General features: G+C 65.1%; 16 protein-coding genes and 1 tRNA gene. 9 read left to right on the forward strand and 8 right to left on the reverse strand.

The features are described 5' to 3' along the window. From ASILVAE211_RS13585 to apaG, 6 genes are all read left to right on the forward strand, one after another. Entirely contained in the window at nucleotides 1-1041 is a 1041-nt protein-coding gene (locus ASILVAE211_RS13585) for a flavin reductase family protein (protein WP_227321868.1), read from the forward strand. Between the two features lie 2 nt (nucleotides 1042-1043). Further along, a complete protein-coding gene (locus ASILVAE211_RS13590; RefSeq protein WP_227321869.1) occupies nucleotides 1044-2309 on the forward strand; it encodes a cystathionine gamma-synthase family protein in 1266 nt (421 codons plus the stop codon). Continuing rightward, complete coding sequence (locus ASILVAE211_RS13595; RefSeq protein WP_227321870.1) at nucleotides 2309-3772, forward strand: FAD-dependent oxidoreductase; 1464 nt, start codon at nucleotides 2309-2311, stop codon at nucleotides 3770-3772. Before ASILVAE211_RS13590 ends, ASILVAE211_RS13595 begins: the two co-directional genes overlap by 1 nt. A 12-nt stretch (nucleotides 3773-3784) precedes the next feature. Then, on the forward strand, nucleotides 3785-4984 hold the full coding sequence (locus ASILVAE211_RS13600) for an NAD(P)/FAD-dependent oxidoreductase (RefSeq protein ID WP_227321871.1): 1200 nt from the start codon (nucleotides 3785-3787) through the stop codon (nucleotides 4982-4984). 14 nt (nucleotides 4985-4998) lie between these two features. Then, nucleotides 4999-6123, forward strand: a complete 1125-nt coding sequence (locus tag ASILVAE211_RS13605; protein ID WP_227321872.1) for an NAD(P)/FAD-dependent oxidoreductase — start codon at nucleotides 4999-5001, stop codon at nucleotides 6121-6123. A 127-nt stretch (nucleotides 6124-6250) separates the two neighbouring features. Beyond that, nucleotides 6251-6655, forward strand: coding sequence for a Co2+/Mg2+ efflux protein ApaG (gene apaG / locus ASILVAE211_RS13610; protein ID WP_227321873.1), 405 nt, complete (start codon nucleotides 6251-6253; stop codon nucleotides 6653-6655). A gap of 243 nt (nucleotides 6656-6898) precedes the next feature. On the opposite strand, the gene murA is transcribed toward apaG, so the two are convergent. The 3 genes from murA to ASILVAE211_RS13625 all read right to left on the reverse strand — a co-directional run bounded on the left by murA (nucleotide 6899) and on the right by ASILVAE211_RS13625 (nucleotide 9024). Next, complete coding sequence (gene murA / locus ASILVAE211_RS13615; RefSeq protein WP_227321874.1) at nucleotides 6899-8161, reverse strand: UDP-N-acetylglucosamine 1-carboxyvinyltransferase; 1263 nt, start codon at nucleotides 8159-8161, stop codon at nucleotides 6899-6901. Between the two features lie 32 nt (nucleotides 8162-8193). Then, entirely contained in the window at nucleotides 8194-8748 is a 555-nt protein-coding gene (gene dcd, locus ASILVAE211_RS13620) for a dCTP deaminase (protein ID WP_227321875.1), read from the reverse strand. Nucleotides 8749-8814: 66 nt separating this feature from the next. Then, entirely contained in the window at nucleotides 8815-9024 is a 210-nt protein-coding gene (locus ASILVAE211_RS13625) for a hypothetical protein (RefSeq protein WP_227321876.1), read from the reverse strand. 174 nt (nucleotides 9025-9198) lie between these two features. Between ASILVAE211_RS13625 and ASILVAE211_RS13630 the strand changes: the two genes are divergently transcribed. Further along, nucleotides 9199-10689 (forward strand): amino acid permease, encoded by a 1491-nt coding sequence (locus ASILVAE211_RS13630; protein WP_227321877.1) that lies wholly within the window; start codon nucleotides 9199-9201, stop codon nucleotides 10687-10689. Nucleotides 10690-10756: 67 nt separating this feature from the next. Then, a tRNA-Thr gene (locus ASILVAE211_RS13635) sits at nucleotides 10757-10831 on the forward strand. Nucleotides 10832-10895: 64 nt separating this feature from the next. Here the strand turns inward: ASILVAE211_RS13635 and ASILVAE211_RS26465 are convergent. The 5 genes from ASILVAE211_RS26465 to mntR form a co-directional block, all read right to left on the reverse strand. Next, on the reverse strand, nucleotides 10896-11036 hold the full coding sequence (locus ASILVAE211_RS26465; RefSeq protein ID WP_406566064.1) for a type II toxin-antitoxin system HicA family toxin: 141 nt from the start codon (nucleotides 11034-11036) through the stop codon (nucleotides 10896-10898). A gap of 57 nt (nucleotides 11037-11093) precedes the next feature. After that, the gene (locus tag ASILVAE211_RS26470; RefSeq protein ID WP_227321879.1) at nucleotides 11094-11342 is read right to left on the reverse strand and encodes a DUF1902 domain-containing protein; all 249 of its coding nucleotides are present in this window, start codon (nucleotides 11340-11342) and stop codon (nucleotides 11094-11096) included. 120 nt (nucleotides 11343-11462) lie between these two features. Further along, nucleotides 11463-11696 carry a tautomerase family protein gene (locus ASILVAE211_RS13650; RefSeq protein WP_227321880.1) on the reverse strand — a complete coding sequence of 78 codons (234 nt, stop codon included), beginning with the start codon at nucleotides 11694-11696 and terminating at the stop codon, nucleotides 11463-11465. Nucleotides 11697-11770: 74 nt separating this feature from the next. Beyond that, on the reverse strand, nucleotides 11771-12220 hold the full coding sequence (locus tag ASILVAE211_RS13655; protein WP_227321881.1) for a surface-adhesin E family protein: 450 nt from the start codon (nucleotides 12218-12220) through the stop codon (nucleotides 11771-11773). Between the two features lie 128 nt (nucleotides 12221-12348). Further along, complete coding sequence (gene mntR / locus ASILVAE211_RS13660; protein WP_227321999.1) at nucleotides 12349-12774, reverse strand: manganese-binding transcriptional regulator MntR; 426 nt, start codon at nucleotides 12772-12774, stop codon at nucleotides 12349-12351. Between the two features lie 225 nt (nucleotides 12775-12999). On the opposite strand from mntR, the gene ASILVAE211_RS13665 reads away from it, so the two are divergent. Beyond that, nucleotides 13000-14346, forward strand: coding sequence for an NRAMP family divalent metal transporter (locus ASILVAE211_RS13665; RefSeq protein WP_227321882.1), 1347 nt, complete (start codon nucleotides 13000-13002; stop codon nucleotides 14344-14346). The last annotated feature ends 8 nt before the right edge of the window (nucleotides 14347-14354 follow it).

Raw genomic sequence — 14354 nt, forward strand, 5'->3', positions numbered from 1 at the left:
GTGACGGAGAGACCGATCTGGCCCGGCGGCGACGACCTGCTGCGCTGCCTCAGCGTCGCCCAGGAGGCCCCTGGCGTCAAAACCTTCCGCTTCGCGCCCGCCAGCGGCGCGGCGGTGCGCTTTCATGCCGGGCAATTCGTGACGCTGCGCCTGCCGCTGGCGGGCGGCGACGTCTGGCGCTGCTTCACCATCGCCTCCTCCCCTTTGCAGGAGGACGCCATCGACCTGACCATCAAGGCGCTGGGGGACGCGGATACCATCAACGCCTCCGGCTCGGCCTGGATGCATCATCACCTTCATGCCGGGATGACGCTGGCGGCACGTGCGCCCACCGGCCCCTTCTGCCTGATGCACCCGCCGGAGCGGCCGCTGCTGCTGGTCTCGGCCGGCAGCGGGGCCACGCCCATGGCCGCCATCGCCCGCTTCCTGCGCGATATCGGCGACCGCACCCCGGTGCATTACATCCACCTCGCCCGCAGCCCAGCCGATTGTCTGTTCAGGCCCGAGATCGAGGCGATTGCGGCCGAACTCGGCGGCTGGAAGCTTGACTGGCTGACGAGCGCCGAGCAGGGTCGCCCCTCTGCCGAGACCTTCGCGGCAATGGCCCCCGATCTTGCCGATCGGGAGGTCTTCTGCTGCGGCCCGGCCGGCTTCATGGCGGCGATCGAGACCGCTCACGCTCAGGCCGGCGGCACGGCTGACGCCTTCCGCAAGGAGGCTTTCGTGGGCATTTCCATCCCTGAACTGGCGACCACGCACACGGCGGAGGCTGCGACCGGCAGCTTTACCGTGACCTTCCAGCCCTCCGGCAAGACCACCACCATCGGGCCGGAGGACACGGTTCTGACCGCCGCCGGCAAGCTCGGCATTCCCATCTCCTATGCCTGCGGCGACGGCATCTGCGGCACCTGCCGCATCACCAAGCTGGAAGGCGCGGTTGAGATGACCCATCAGGGCGGCATCGAGGATGACGAAGTCGCCGATGGCGAAATTCTGGCCTGTTGCGCCTATCCCCGCTCCAATCTTGTCGTGAAAGTCTGACCATGGCTGACCCCAAAACCGGCCCTGCCTTGTCACTGGAGACGCTGGCGATTGGCGCGGGATATGACCCGGCCGATCATAATGGGGCCGCCAAGCCGCCGATCTATATGACGTCCACCTTCGTCTATCCCTCGGCCGCCGTGGCGCGGGCGGTGCATCAGGCGTTTTTCGACGGCGACGTGCCGGAGCGCTCGGGCAAGAACGGCTTCATCTATGCGCGCCTCGATCATCCCAATCTGGTCATGGCGCAGACGCGTATCGCGACGCTGGACCGGGCCGAGGACAGCGCGCTGTTCTCCTCCGGCATGGCGGCCGTCTCCACCCTCGCCCAATGCTTCCTGCGGCCGGGCGACAGTGTGATGCATAGCCGCCCGATCTATGGCGGCACGGATATGTTCCTCAATACCCATATGACGGAAATGGGCGTCCATCCCTTCGGCTTTACCGATGGCGTGGATGAGGCATCGCTGATCCAGGTGGCGGATGCCGCCATGGCCAAAGGCCCGCTGACGCTGATCATGGTGGAAAGCCCGGCCAACCCCACCTGCGCCATTGCCGATATCGCGCTGATCAGCCGACTGGCGGATCGTATCGCGCTGGCGCAAGGCCGGCGGCCGATCATCTCGGTCGACAACACATTCCTCGGCCCCTTCCTGCAAAGCCCGCTGGAACACGGTGCCGATCTGTGCCTGACCTCGCTCACCAAATATGCCGGCGGTCATAGCGACTTCATGGGCGGCAGCGTCAGCGGCTCGGCAGCCCTGGTGGGCCGCCTGAAAAAGCTGCGCACGCTGCTGGGCAATCATGCCGATCCGCATAATTGCTGGATGCTGCTGCGATCCGTCGAAACCATGGCGCTGCGTACGGAACGCGCGGTTGCCAATGCAAAGCAGATCGCTGTCTTTCTGCGCGACCACCCGAAAGTGATCCGCATCACCTATCTCGATTTTCTGGAAGAGGGTTCCGCCGCCCGCGCGGTCTATGACCGGCAATGCGCGGGGCCTGGCTCCACCTTCTCCTTCGACGTGGAGGGTGGCGAGGCCGGTGCCTTCCGCTTTCTCGACCGTCTGAAGCTGCTGCGCTTCGCCGTGAGCCTTGGCGGGGCGGAGACCTTGATCTGTCACCCGGCCACGACCACGCATTACGCCGTGCCGGAAGAAAACCGCATGGCCGTGCATATCGGCCCGGCCACCATGCGCGTCTCCGTCGGTATCGAAACCGCCGCCGATCTCATTGCCGATCTGACCCAAGCGCTGGAGGTCGTCTGATGGAAGACGAAGACGTCGTATCCGACTTTCACGCCATCGGCGAGAAACATACCAAGGCCGACGAGCATACCGACATCCTCGTTATCGGTGCCGGCCCTGCCGGTCTCGCCGCCGCCATCACGGCCGCGAAGGCCGGGGCGCAGGTCATGCTGGTGGATGAAAACCCGCTCGGCGCCGGGCTGATCGGCATGGATGTGCCGCTGCTGTTTGGCAATCGCTGGACAGCCGCCGTGCAGAACCAGGGCCGTATGCTGGAACAGGTGCTGACCGCCAATCCCGGTCTGGAAGAAGCCTTCGAGCTCGGGATCGATGTCAGGCTCGGCACCTATGCCTGGGGTGCCTTCACCGGTGGCCCCAATCTGCGGTCCCTACCGGAACCCGTCGTTGGCCTCGCGGACGAAACCCGCTCCTGGCTGGTCGGTTTCCGCCGCCTGATCATCGCGACCGGCGCGCGCGATCTGGTCTATTCCTTCAAGGGCTTCGAGACGCCGGGCGTGGTCGGCGCGCTGGGGCTGACATCCCTCATCCAGACCTATGCCGCCTTCAACGGCCAGCGCATCGTCATCCTCGGCAGCGGCGACCTTGCTATCGCGACCGCCGCCATGGCGCTGGATGCCGGCTATGACGTGGCGGCTCTGGTGGAGGTGCGGGATGCGCCGCAGGCCGATGTCTCCGCCCTCGTCGCGCGTGGCGTCGCGATCGTCACCGGCCATGCCATTCTGGAAGCGGAGGGCAATGCCGAGGGCGTCACCGCCGCGCGGCTGGCTCCCGTCGCGGGTGGCGATGCGCACAGCCTCGCCTGCGACACCATCTGCCTCGCCATCGGCGCCGTGCCGGTGATCGATATCGCCGATGTCGTGGGCGCCAAGATCACGCGCAACCAAGCCGGCGCCTTCGTGCCGGGCAGCCTTCCCGAGGGTGTCTCCGTCGTGGGTGATGCCGCAGGCTTGAGCCCTGATGCGCTGCCCGCCGATGCCGACGCCTATCGCATGGACTGGATGCGCGCCCTGATGACGACCGGCGGACAGGACGTCATCGCCTGTTCCTGCGAGGAGGTCTCCCGCCGCGACCTGCTGGACGTGCAACCGCCGCGCTACCTTGCCGCGCCGACGGACAAGCACAACAGCCTGGCGCAGCTGGCGGAAGATGGGCCGGTCAACCAGGACCAGATCAAGCGGCTGACGCGCGCCTGCATGGGCCCCTGCCAGGCCCGCCGCTGCCGCGAGCAGGTGGCGATGATCATGGCCATCGGCGCGGACCGGCCGCTGTCTTCCATCGCACTCGCCGGCTACCGCGCCCCCGTGCGCCCGCTGCCGCTCGGCGTATTGGCGGCGGCCTCCGAAACGCCGGGCATGGTCGAAGGCTGGAACGTCTGGTTCGGCATCCGCACGCAATGGGTGCCCTACGAGGATATCGGCACGGAGCGCGAGATTGAGCGCGCCGGCCGCATGGCCCATTTCTGAGAGGCGCGCGGAATGTCAGAGATTAAAAAGAGCGCGTCGGTCATCGTCATCGGTGGCGGCGTCACCGGCCTCAGCGCCGCCTGGTGGCTGGCGCGGGACGGGGTGGATGTCCTGGTCATCGACAAGGGCATCGTCGGCTGGGAGGCATCGGGCCGCAATGGCGGCGGCTGCACCCATTACCAGAGCCCGCTTTTCCATGAGGAGCAGCGGCTTTGGCCGCAGATGGACGAGTTGCTGGGCTATCCGACCGAGCATCGGCCGGAACGCGTTATCATGGCGCTGACCGAGCAGCAGCTGTCGCAATACAAGGACCATGGCGATATCTGCGCCGCCATGGGCTACCGGTATGAGACGCTGGACCCGAAGCAGACGCGGGAACTGGTGCCGCTCGCGGGCGATAATGTCGTCGGGTCGGTCTATTACCATTTCGGCGGCCAGGCCAATCCGCAGCGCACGGTGCAGGCCTATGCCTGGGCCTTGCAGGATCTCGGCGGCCGCATTCTGCAACACACCGCCGTCTCCTCCCTCATCGTCGAGGCTGGCCGCGTCAAGGGCGTGGAGACCTCGCTCGGCCGCTTCGATTGCGACCATCTGGTGCTCGCCGCCGGGCCGCAGACCGGCGCGCTGCTGGAATCGATCGGCATCTATCTGCCCGTGGCCCCGGCGCGGGCCGAGATGATCGTGACCGAGCCGCTGCCGCTGATGAAGATCGGCGGCGTTGACGGTAATGGCCTTTATGGCCGGCAGACGCTGCGCGGCAACCTCGCCTATGGCGGCGGCCCGCATGAATGGCTGGCCGATACGCCCGCCCAGGGCGGCCCGGTGACGCGCCCGTCCACGCAGCTGCTGCAAAACCTGTCCAAGCGGCTGGTGGAGCTTTTCCCGAAAGCCGGCCATGTGCGCGTCATCCGCTCCTGGGCCGGGATCATCGAGAATACGCCGGACGGCCGCCCGGTGATCGACCGACTGTCGGAGCCCGACAACCTGACCGTCACCACCATGAGCAGCGTCGGCTTTGGCCTGTCACCGGCCACCGGCCACGCGATCCGCGATCTGGTGATCGACGGCGCATGCAGCTTTGCGGATATCGACAAGCTCGGCCTGCACCGATTCGCGAACCTGCCGCGCGATTGGCGCGTGCGGCAGGGCTGGGTTCCGCCTATCCTGCCGGATTATGACTCGGATGCACGTGCGCAGATGGCGCAGGCTTGAGAAGGGCAAAGGCAATGGCGGCCAAGGGCAAGGTTCTGATCGTCGGTGCGGGCATCGCGGGTCTGTCGACCGCGTGGAATCTGAAGCGGCGCGGTTACGACATCGAAATTTTCGATCAGGGGCCGATTCCCAATCCGATCAGCTCCTCCTGGGACGAGCATCGCATCACCCGCCACGCTTACGGCGAGTTCGAAGGCTATGCGCATCTGATGCCCTATGCCTTCAAGATGTGGGACAAGCTGTGGAAGGATCTGGGCGCCACCCATTACGAGCCGACGGGCGCCACCTATTTCATCCATGAGGAGACGCCCTGGTATCACGGCACCTCAACCGCCCTGTCGGAAATGGGCATCCGCTACCGCGACATTCCGCTGTCCAAGGCAGCTGACCGCTTCCCGATGTTCAATCTGGAAACCGTGACGCGCATCGTGGAGACCGACGGCGCCGGCGTGCTGTTCCCCTATCGCATCGTGCGCGGGCTGGTGAACTTCCTGGGCGCTCATGGCGTCACCTTCCATGCCCTGCATCAGGTCACCGCGCTGGACGCCGAAAAGGGTACCGTCACCGCCAATGGCAAGACTTTCAGCGGCGATTACGTCGTCATCGCCGCCGGTGCCTGGGCCGACAGGCTGGTGCCGGACCTGCGCCGCGACGCCCATGCCTCCCGCCAGGCCGTCATCTTCCTGGCGCCCCCGCCGGAGCTGACGGAAGCCTGGCACGAGGCCGGGGTGATGGCCGATCTGGGCGATGAGACCAGCTGCTACGTGCTGCCGCCGCGCCGGGGCATGCGCCTGAAGATCGGTGACCATGTCTTCACCCATCGCGGCGACCCGGACGGCGACCGCCGCGCGACGGACGAGGACGTGGCGCGCCTGATGCGCGTGCTGCCGAAAGTGCTGCGCAACTACGAGGGCTATCAGATTCTGGAGCGCAAGGCCTGCTTCTATACGGTGACCGAGGATGAGCATTTCATCCAGAAGCCGCTGGGGCCGAAGGGCTGGCTGATCAGCGCCTGTTCCGGCCATGGCTTCAAGCTGGGCGCGCTGACGGGCGAACTGGCGGCCCGCGCCATTACCGGTGAGACGCCCGCCGCCGAGATCACCGAAATCGCGGCCGGACGCCAACGCATCAAAGCCTGACCCCTGCGGGATAAGCCTGTGATTGCCGCCCCTCGCGGGGCGGCGTAGGCTATCCCTTCGGGGCGGCCTCAACGGCAGCCCAGCAGCAAGCCCAAGCCGAGAAGGCCGCTTAACAGGGCGGGACGCCATGACTGACGCCTATATCGAAATCACGCGGGGCATCCGCGTTACCGTTCGCGCCTTCTACCTGGATGATCAGTCCCAGCCCGATGAGGGCCGCTTCGTCTGGGCCTATCGGGTCACGATTGAAAACCAGAGCCAGCAGACGGTGCAGTTGCTGCGCCGCACCTGGCGCATCACCAATGCCGCCGGGCGAATCCAGCGCGTGCATGGCGACGGCGTGGTGGGGGAGCAGCCGGTGCTCGATCCGGGCGAAAGCTTCGAATATACGTCCGGCACGCCGCTGGACACGCCGACCGGCTTCATGGCCGGCAGCTACGAGATGGTGGTGCAGGCGACGGGCGACGGCTTTGAAGTCGCCATTCCGGCCTTCAGCCTGGACAGCCCGCACCAGAATTCCCGGCTGCATTAGGCAGCCGTCAAGTTTTCACCGTAACGCCTCCCCCAACCGTCATTTCCCGCCTGCGCGGGAATGACGGTTGAGGGTGATTTCTACTCAGGCTGACACACTCTAGGCCGGCCGCTTCCCGCTGTTTCTGTCGCCCGCGAACTTGGTCCGCGGGTCTACCCGGCCGGGCGCCTCAACGGGTAGATCCGGGGCGCCCAGCCCGCGCAACGTGCACGAATGACGAAAAAGACGCCGGGCGGGGAAAAATCAGTCGCGCAGGCGCTCGATCTTGGCGCCGACGGCCGAGAGCTTGCCTTCGACATCCTCATAGCCGCGATCGAGGTGATAGACCCGGCTGACGACGGTCTCCCCCTTCGCGACCAGCCCCGCAAGGATGAGCGAGGAGGAGGCGCGCAAATCCGTCGCCATCACCTGCGCACCGGCCAATTGCGGCACGCCGCGCACGATGGCGGACGCGCCATGCACATTCACCCGCGCGCCCATGCGGGTCAGTTCCGAGACATGCATGAAGCGGTTTTCGAAGATCGATTCGGTGATCATGGAGGCCCCATCGGCCACCGCCATCAGCGCCATGAACTGCGCCTGCATATCGGTCGGGAAGCCGGGATAGGGTTCCGTCATGACGTCCACGCCATGCAAGCCGTTGCGGCGCTGCACGCGCACGCCGCCCGGCACTTCGGCAACATCGATGCCCGCTTCTTCCAGCACCCGCGCAACGGCACCCAGATGGTCGATCCGCGCATCGCGCAGCACGACGGAGCCGCCGGTCATGGCGACCGCGCAGGCATAGGTGCCGGTCTCGATCCGGTCCGGGATGATGGCATGGGTCGCGCCATGCAGGCGCTCCACACCCTCGATCACCAGTTCGCCCGTGCCGATGCCGCCGATGCGCGCGCCCATGGCGACGAGGCAATGGCAGAGGTCGATGATTTCAGGCTCGCGCGCGGCATTGCGCAGCACGGTCTGGCCGTCCGCGAGGCTGGCCGCCATCAGCAGGTTTTCGGTCGCACCGACCGAGACCATGGGGAAGATGATGGTCGTCCCCTTCAGGCGGCCGATGACGCGGGCCATGACATAGCCCGCGTCCAGCTCGATGATGGCACCCATCTGCTCCAGCCCCTTGAGGTGGAGATCGACCGGACGCGTGCCGATGGCGCAGCCGCCGGGCAAGGACACCCGCGCTTCCCCGCAGCGGGCCAGCAAAGGCCCGAGCACGAGGATGGAGGCGCGCATCTTGCGCACGATGTCATAGGGCGCTTCGGTGCTGGTGATGGCGCCCCCCAGCGACAGCACGCGGCCGTCGCTGTCGGTCTGCTCGACCGCGATGCCGTGGCCGGCCAGCAGGTCCGCCATGGTCGCGATATCGGCCAGACGCGGCACCCGCGTCAGCACCAGGCGCTCGTCGGTCAGCAGGCCCGCCGCCATCAGCGGCAAGGCCGCGTTCTTGGCGCCGCCGATGGGGATTTCCCCCGCCAACGGCTGGCCACCGATAATCCTGATGCGATCCATGAAGGCCCGATCTATCCGCTGTCGCTGCTGCGTTACATGCGGGGCAGCGCGACGCCGCGCTGGCCCATATATTTGCCGGCCTTATCGGCATAGCTGATTTCGGGCGCGCCCTCGCCCCGCAGGAAGAGGAACTGGCAGATGCCCTCGCCCGCGTAGATCTTGGCCGGCAGCGGCGTGGTATTGCTGATCTCGATGGTGACCTGGCCTTCCCATTCCGGTTCCAGCGGCGTCACGTTCACGATGATGCCGCAGCGGGCATAGGTGGATTTGCCCAGGCAGATCACCAGCACGTCGCGCGGGATGCGGAAATATTCCACCGTATGGGCCAGCGCGAAGCTGTTGGGCGGGATGATGCAGACCGGCACCTTGCGGTCCACGAAGCTGGACGGGTTGAAGGCCTTGGGGTCGACCACCGCCGAATCGACATTGGTGAAGACCTTGAAGTCATCCGCCACCCGCGCGTCATAGCCGTAGGAGGACAGGCCGAAGCTGACCACGCCGTCCCGCTTCTGGGTCTCTACGAAGGGGTCGATCATGCCGCGCTCGGTCGCGAGGCGGCGAATCTCATGGTCGGGCAGGACGGACATAGGAAGAGACTCCGGGACTCGAGGTAAAAGGGGGCACGGCCGGGCCGCGCAATACTTCCCTCTAGCTCAGTCTGAAATAGGGGGAAACATATTGTGGGATGCGGCACCGTCCTCGGTCGCCGGCAGCGGCTGGCCGTCCTCATCCCGCCCGCGCGCCTGGGTTTTGCGGCGGCGCAGATTGGCGCGCAGCGCCTCGGCACGGCGCGCGTCACGCGCGGCTTTGGCGGCTTCCGCCGCAGGCCCGATGGGGGGCTGGCTTTTGTCCCTGTCGCTCACAGGAACCGCATCTGCGACGGGCGGAGGGGAAAGTCAATTTTAACGGCGCCGCCGGTAACACGATATGTGATGCTCGATCCGCCGATCTTGGCCGATTCCTGCTTGCGGCTGAGCGGGGGGAGTTCAAGGATTGCATCAAGTTCATCCGGCCGTAACCACTCCATGGGAGACCACATGACCGCCAGCAAGGAGCAGTTGGACCATATCGCCCGGATCGATGCCGCCGAAGCCGGGCTGAAACACGGGCTGAGCAACCGGCAGATCCAGATGATCGCCATCGGCGGCGCCATCGGCACCGGCCTGTTTCTCGGCGCGGGCGCGCGGCTGCAAGTCTCGGGGCCGGCGCTGGCCATCGTCTATCTGGTCTGCGGCGTCGTCGCTTTCCTGATCCTGCGGGCATTGGGCGAGCTGGTGATGCACCGCCCGACCTCGGGCAGTTTCGTCTCCTATTCCCGTGAATTTCTGGGCGAGCGCGCGTCCTATGTCGCCGGCTGGCTCTATTTTCTGAACTGGGCGATGACCGGCATCGTCGATATCACCGCCGTCGCCCTTTATATGCACTACTGGCATATTTTCGGCGATGTGCCGCAATGGGCCTTCGCGCTCATCGCGCTCGTGATCGTCACCGCCATCAATATGGTCGGCGTCAAATGGTTCGGCGAGATGGAATTCTGGTTCGCCATCCTGAAGGTGGCGGCGCTGGTTCTGTTCCTGATCGTCGGCGTGGTGGTGCTGGGCGCGGGTATCCATGTCGACGGCCATACGCCCGGCTTCGCCATGATTTCTCATAATGGCGGCATTTTCCCACATGGATTATTGCCAGCGATCGTACTGACCCAGGGCGTCATCTTCGCCTATGCCGGCGTCGAAATTCTGGGTGTGGCCGCCGGCGAGGCTCAGGACGCCCGCAAAATCCTGCCGCGCGCCATCAACAGCGTCATCTGGCGTATCGCCATATTCTATGTCGGCTCGGTGGTGCTGCTGGTCATGCTGCTGCCTTGGAACGCCTATCACGCCGGGCAAAGCCCTTTCGTGACCTTCTTCCATGCGCTCGGCATCGAAGGCACCGGCACGGCGATGAATATCATCGTCATCACCGCCGCCCTCTCAAGCCTCAACTCCGGCCTCTATTCCACAGGGCGCGTGCTGCGCTCGCTGGCCATCGGCGGGTCCGCCCCGCCGCAGCTGGCCCATCTGAACGCCCAGGCCGTGCCCTATAAGGGCATTATGGTGACGGTCGTCGTCTATCTCATCGGCGTCGTGCTGAACTATGTGGTGCCGAGCCAGGTCTTCGAGCTGGTTCTCAATATCGCTTCCATCGGCGTGCTGAGCACCTGGGCCTTCATCGTCGTCTGCCAGATGAAGCTGCGCAGCTCGATCAACCGGGGCGAGAACGAGGCCGTTTCCTTCCGCATGCCCTGGGCGCCCTTCACCTCATGGCTGACCCTCGCCTTTCTCCTGGCGGTCGTGGTGGTGATGGGTTTCGACTATCCGGACGGCACTGTGACGGTGGCCGCCATCCCGGTTCTTGCGATCATTCTCGCTCTCGGCTGGATCCTGCTGCACCGGCGCGCCGAGGTGGAGAGTTCCTCCCTGCCCTCGGCCACGCTCACCCGCCGCATCTTCGACAGGGATGAGGATAAGGATCGGCGCGACCGGCATTGACGCCACGTTTCAAGGGGGGTTGCGCGGCTTGCCGCGACCCCCTATGAAGCGCGCCACGCCACACGGCGCTGCTGTAGCTCAGTGGTAGAGCACTCCCTTGGTAAGGGAGAGGTCGAGAGTTCAATCCCCTCCAGCAGCACCATTTTCCCTTTGAAATCAACGCTCTACAGATGGTTTGGCGTAAAATGGCGTAACGGCCTTTGGCGTCAGAAATTCTTGGGCAAACCAGCTTGCTTGAGGATTTCGTTCGCGGTGTGCCGTCCCTTGATTGGATTGGGCACTGAGAAATTGACCCCGGTCATGGGACTAAACCAGATCTGATGCTTTCCGCCTGTGCGGACCTGCATGCAGCCAGCCGCTTTGAGCAGCTGGACGACATCGCGGTAAAAATCATGCGGCACGGGTCAGGCGAAGGTGATTTCTTCGGAGCGATCAGCCGCAAAACGCAAGATGACACTGCTACCGTGCCCATCCCCATTCAGGCGGAGAAGTTCCGGCACGATCTCGCGCACATCGGCGATCAGCCCTTCGATTGTATCGGATTCGGCGACGAGTCCGCGAAGGTCATTGCTTTCCGCCCACCAAACGGAAGCCTCAGCGTCCCAATGCGCCATGACGTCAAAGACTTTGCCCGCTGCTTTGGTCAGACCCATACCCCCATCGTCGCGTCCCTCCCCGATGGCATGTGGCGGCGCTTTCCGCGCGCTTGAGCGTCAGCACCCTACATCGGTCGCTGAGCAGGGCAACTTAAATGCGCAAGACGTGCCCGCCGGTCACCGCGGGTCGGCATAGCCCGGCTTGATGAACAGCGTCGCCGGCTTATCCGCAATCTCAGGCCCATAGACGTCCTGGCCCCAGGCTTCAGGCGTCACATCCTCGATGCTGACCGAAACCGATTCCGGCTTGCTGCCGAGTGTGGCGATGATCGCGTCATTGATGGCGCGCGCCAGCGCATCCTTCTGGGCCTGATCGCGGCCAGGGAACATCTTGATGATGGCATGGGGCATGGGTCGGTCTCCGTCCGTCAGAAAGGCCCAGAACGCCCCATGCCGCGCCATCTGTCTACAGACGGGCTGACAAATCAGGGCGCCGAGGCGACGACCGCCGGTGCGGCACCGGCCGTCCCACAGGCCTGTTGATAGGCATTGGACGGGCTGATGGGCAGCGCCCGCCAGTGATCGCTGTCATAGCCGACGGCGATGAGGGAGCCGGTCGCCATCGGCCCCGAATACATCTCGTAATAAAGACCGCGCCGCTGATGCGAGGCGCAATTATATTCGACCTGATACTTGATCGAGCCGACCGGCTTATTGTTGACCATCCGGTTGGAACTGTAATTCTGCATGCGCCAGATCACGGCGTAATCGTCCTGACGCACCAAAGCCGAGGCCGCGACATAGCGCGTGACGTCCTTATGGGCACCGGTTTCGATCCAGCGATCCGCCAGAGGCTTGTCGGTTGCCGCCTGGGCCGAGACGGCCACAAGGCAGGCAGCGGAAGCGGCGAGCAAGACGCCGTGCAAGGTTTTCATGGCAGACCCTCGAATAACTAGCTCTGCCGTTATAGAGGATCCGCCCCTGATCCCGCGCGCCGGAATCCGTGACATCGCAGGCTTGTGACATTACGGCGAAAATGGGGCGCGCACGCGCCCGGCCCCTGTCAGTTGCGCGGCGGCTCGCCCGCCAGAAAGCGGCTGAAGGCCGCCAGTGTCGCCTCGGACGCGTAATGCTCCATGCCTTCCGCGTCCTCCTCCGCCGCTTCCTCCGGAACGCCGATGGCGATAAGGAATTCCACCATCAGCCGATGCCGGGCGCGCACGCGCTGGGCCAGTTCCTGCCCGGCCTCGGTCAGGAAGATGCCGCGATAAGGACGCGAGGTGACCAGCCCTTCCCGCTTCAGCCGGGCGACGCATTTCAGCGCCGTCGGATGGGTGACGCCCATGCGCTTGGCGATATCGGTCGCCCGCGCCTCGCCATGGGCGGCCATCAGATCGGCGATCAGCTCGACATAATCTTCCTGCACCACCCCGGACCGGGCGGAGCGCGCCTTGCCGAAACGCTCGGCCTGGGTCGGCTCCTCCGGCATGTCGGCCGGAATTTCGGATGGGTCGTCAGCCACGCCGCCTGCACCACGCTCAATTGACAGAGACCCCTTCTAGCCGATCCGGGCCGCATCGCGTCAATCTCAAGCCATGCCATCATGACAATGCCGGGGCGTGACCTCAAAGCCCATTGACTGAATTGTACCCTTGGCTACATTCGGAAACACACAGATGTGGCGGGTAGAGTTTCGCATGGGCTGGCTTTTCGCATGAGCTGTGAGGAAACGTCCGGGGGCGCGGTGGCCATCGCGGCCGATGAGCGCCAGCGCAGCCTCGACCAGCTGAAGATTCTTCGCATACGCGCGGCCGGCCGCAGTTGGCGCCTGCTGTGGCTGCTGGCCGGCCCCGGCGTGCTCGTCATGCTGGGCGAAAATGACGGCCCGTCGATGGTCTCCTACGCCACCACGGGCGCGACCTATGGCGTCGGCTTTTTCGTGCCCTTCATCGTGGCGACCTTCGCCATGTCCTTCATCGTCCAGGAAATGACGGTACGCCTGGGCATCGCCACCGGGCGCGGCCATGCCGAGCTGATCTTTCAGCGCTTCGGCCCCTTCTGGGGCTATTTCGCCATGGCCGATCTCGTCTTCGGCAATGTGCTGACTTTGGTGACGGAATTCATCGCCATCCAGGCCGGCGGCCTCTATTTCGGCCTGCCCGCCTGGCTGTCCGTCCTATGCGGCATCGTCGTCATCGTCGCCTCCCTCGGCCTACGCCGCTATGCGACCTGGGAACGGGTGCTGATGGTGCTGGCCGGGTTCAACCTGCTGTTTATCCCCGCCGCCCTGCTGGCCCATCCGGACGGCCATGCGCTGACCCATGCGCTGGCCCATTGGGGTCCGCTGCCCGGCGGCTTCAATACCGCCTTCGTCACCCTTATCCTTGCCAATATCGGTGCCACCGTGACGCCCTGGATGGTCTTCTTCCAGCAAAGCGCGGTCGTGGATAAGGGGCTGACGGAAGCCGACCTGCCGCAGGGCCGGCTGGATACGGCCATGGGCGCCTTTATCGCCGCCATCGCCGCCATCGCGACCGTCGTCGCGACCGCCCCGCTGTTCCTCCATCACGTCGACATTTCCAGCTTCGCCAGCGGCGCCGATTTCGCGACGGCGCTGCGACCCTATATCGGCTCGACCGGCGCGACGCTCTTCGCACTCGGCATTATCGAGGCCGGGCTGGTGGCGGCGATGACGATCTCGACCAGTTCCTCCTATGCCTTCGCGGAAACGCTTTCCGCGCGGCACAGCCTCAATCTCAATTTCCGGGACGGAAAGCTGTTCTATGGCGCGGCTATCGTTTCCGCCGTTGTCGCCGGCAGCGTGGTGTTGATCCCCGGCGCGCCTCTGCTGGCGATGACGTTGACGGTGAACGTCATCGCCACCCTGCTGATGGCGCCCGCTTTGCTGTTTCTGCTGCTGCTGGTGAACGACCGCATGATCATGGGCAATCTCGCCAATGGCCGGCTGGCCAATCTGGCCGGCGGCACCATCGTCATCGCCATCTCGCTGGTCGGCGCGCTGTATGGGCTGATCACCGTCTTTCCGAATGTCCTGGGCTGAGGAGCATT

Source organism: Acidisoma silvae, assembly GCF_020618775.1.
Lineage (GTDB): Bacteria > Pseudomonadota > Alphaproteobacteria > Acetobacterales > Acetobacteraceae > Acidisoma > Acidisoma silvae.

Coding starts and splice junctions, on each gene's coding strand:
- ASILVAE211_RS13600 (WP_227321871.1), top strand. CDS start 3,785: ATGTCAGAGATTAAAAAGAGCGCGTCGGTCATCGTCATCGGTGGCGGC.
- dcd (WP_227321875.1), bottom strand. CDS start 8,748: ATGTCCGTCCTGCCCGACCATGAGATTCGCCGCCTCGCGACCGAGCGC.
- ASILVAE211_RS13655 (WP_227321881.1), bottom strand. CDS start 12,220: ATGAAAACCTTGCACGGCGTCTTGCTCGCCGCTTCCGCTGCCTGCCTT.
- ASILVAE211_RS26465 (WP_406566064.1), bottom strand. CDS start 11,036: ATGCAGGTCCGCACAGGCGGAAAGCATCAGATCTGGTTTAGTCCCATG.
- mntR (WP_227321999.1), bottom strand. CDS start 12,774: ATGCCGGAGGAGCCGACCCAGGCCGAGCGTTTCGGCAAGGCGCGCTCC.
- ASILVAE211_RS13650 (WP_227321880.1), bottom strand. CDS start 11,696: ATGCCCCATGCCATCATCAAGATGTTCCCTGGCCGCGATCAGGCCCAG.
- ASILVAE211_RS13590 (WP_227321869.1), top strand. CDS start 1,044: ATGGCTGACCCCAAAACCGGCCCTGCCTTGTCACTGGAGACGCTGGCG.
- ASILVAE211_RS13630 (WP_227321877.1), top strand. CDS start 9,199: ATGACCGCCAGCAAGGAGCAGTTGGACCATATCGCCCGGATCGATGCC.
- ASILVAE211_RS13595 (WP_227321870.1), top strand. CDS start 2,309: ATGGAAGACGAAGACGTCGTATCCGACTTTCACGCCATCGGCGAGAAA.
- ASILVAE211_RS26470 (WP_227321879.1), bottom strand. CDS start 11,342: ATGGGTCTGACCAAAGCAGCGGGCAAAGTCTTTGACGTCATGGCGCAT.
- ASILVAE211_RS13605 (WP_227321872.1), top strand. CDS start 4,999: ATGGCGGCCAAGGGCAAGGTTCTGATCGTCGGTGCGGGCATCGCGGGT.
- ASILVAE211_RS13665 (WP_227321882.1), top strand. CDS start 13,000: ATGAGCTGTGAGGAAACGTCCGGGGGCGCGGTGGCCATCGCGGCCGAT.
- murA (WP_227321874.1), bottom strand. CDS start 8,161: ATGGATCGCATCAGGATTATCGGTGGCCAGCCGTTGGCGGGGGAAATC.
- apaG (WP_227321873.1), top strand. CDS start 6,251: ATGACTGACGCCTATATCGAAATCACGCGGGGCATCCGCGTTACCGTT.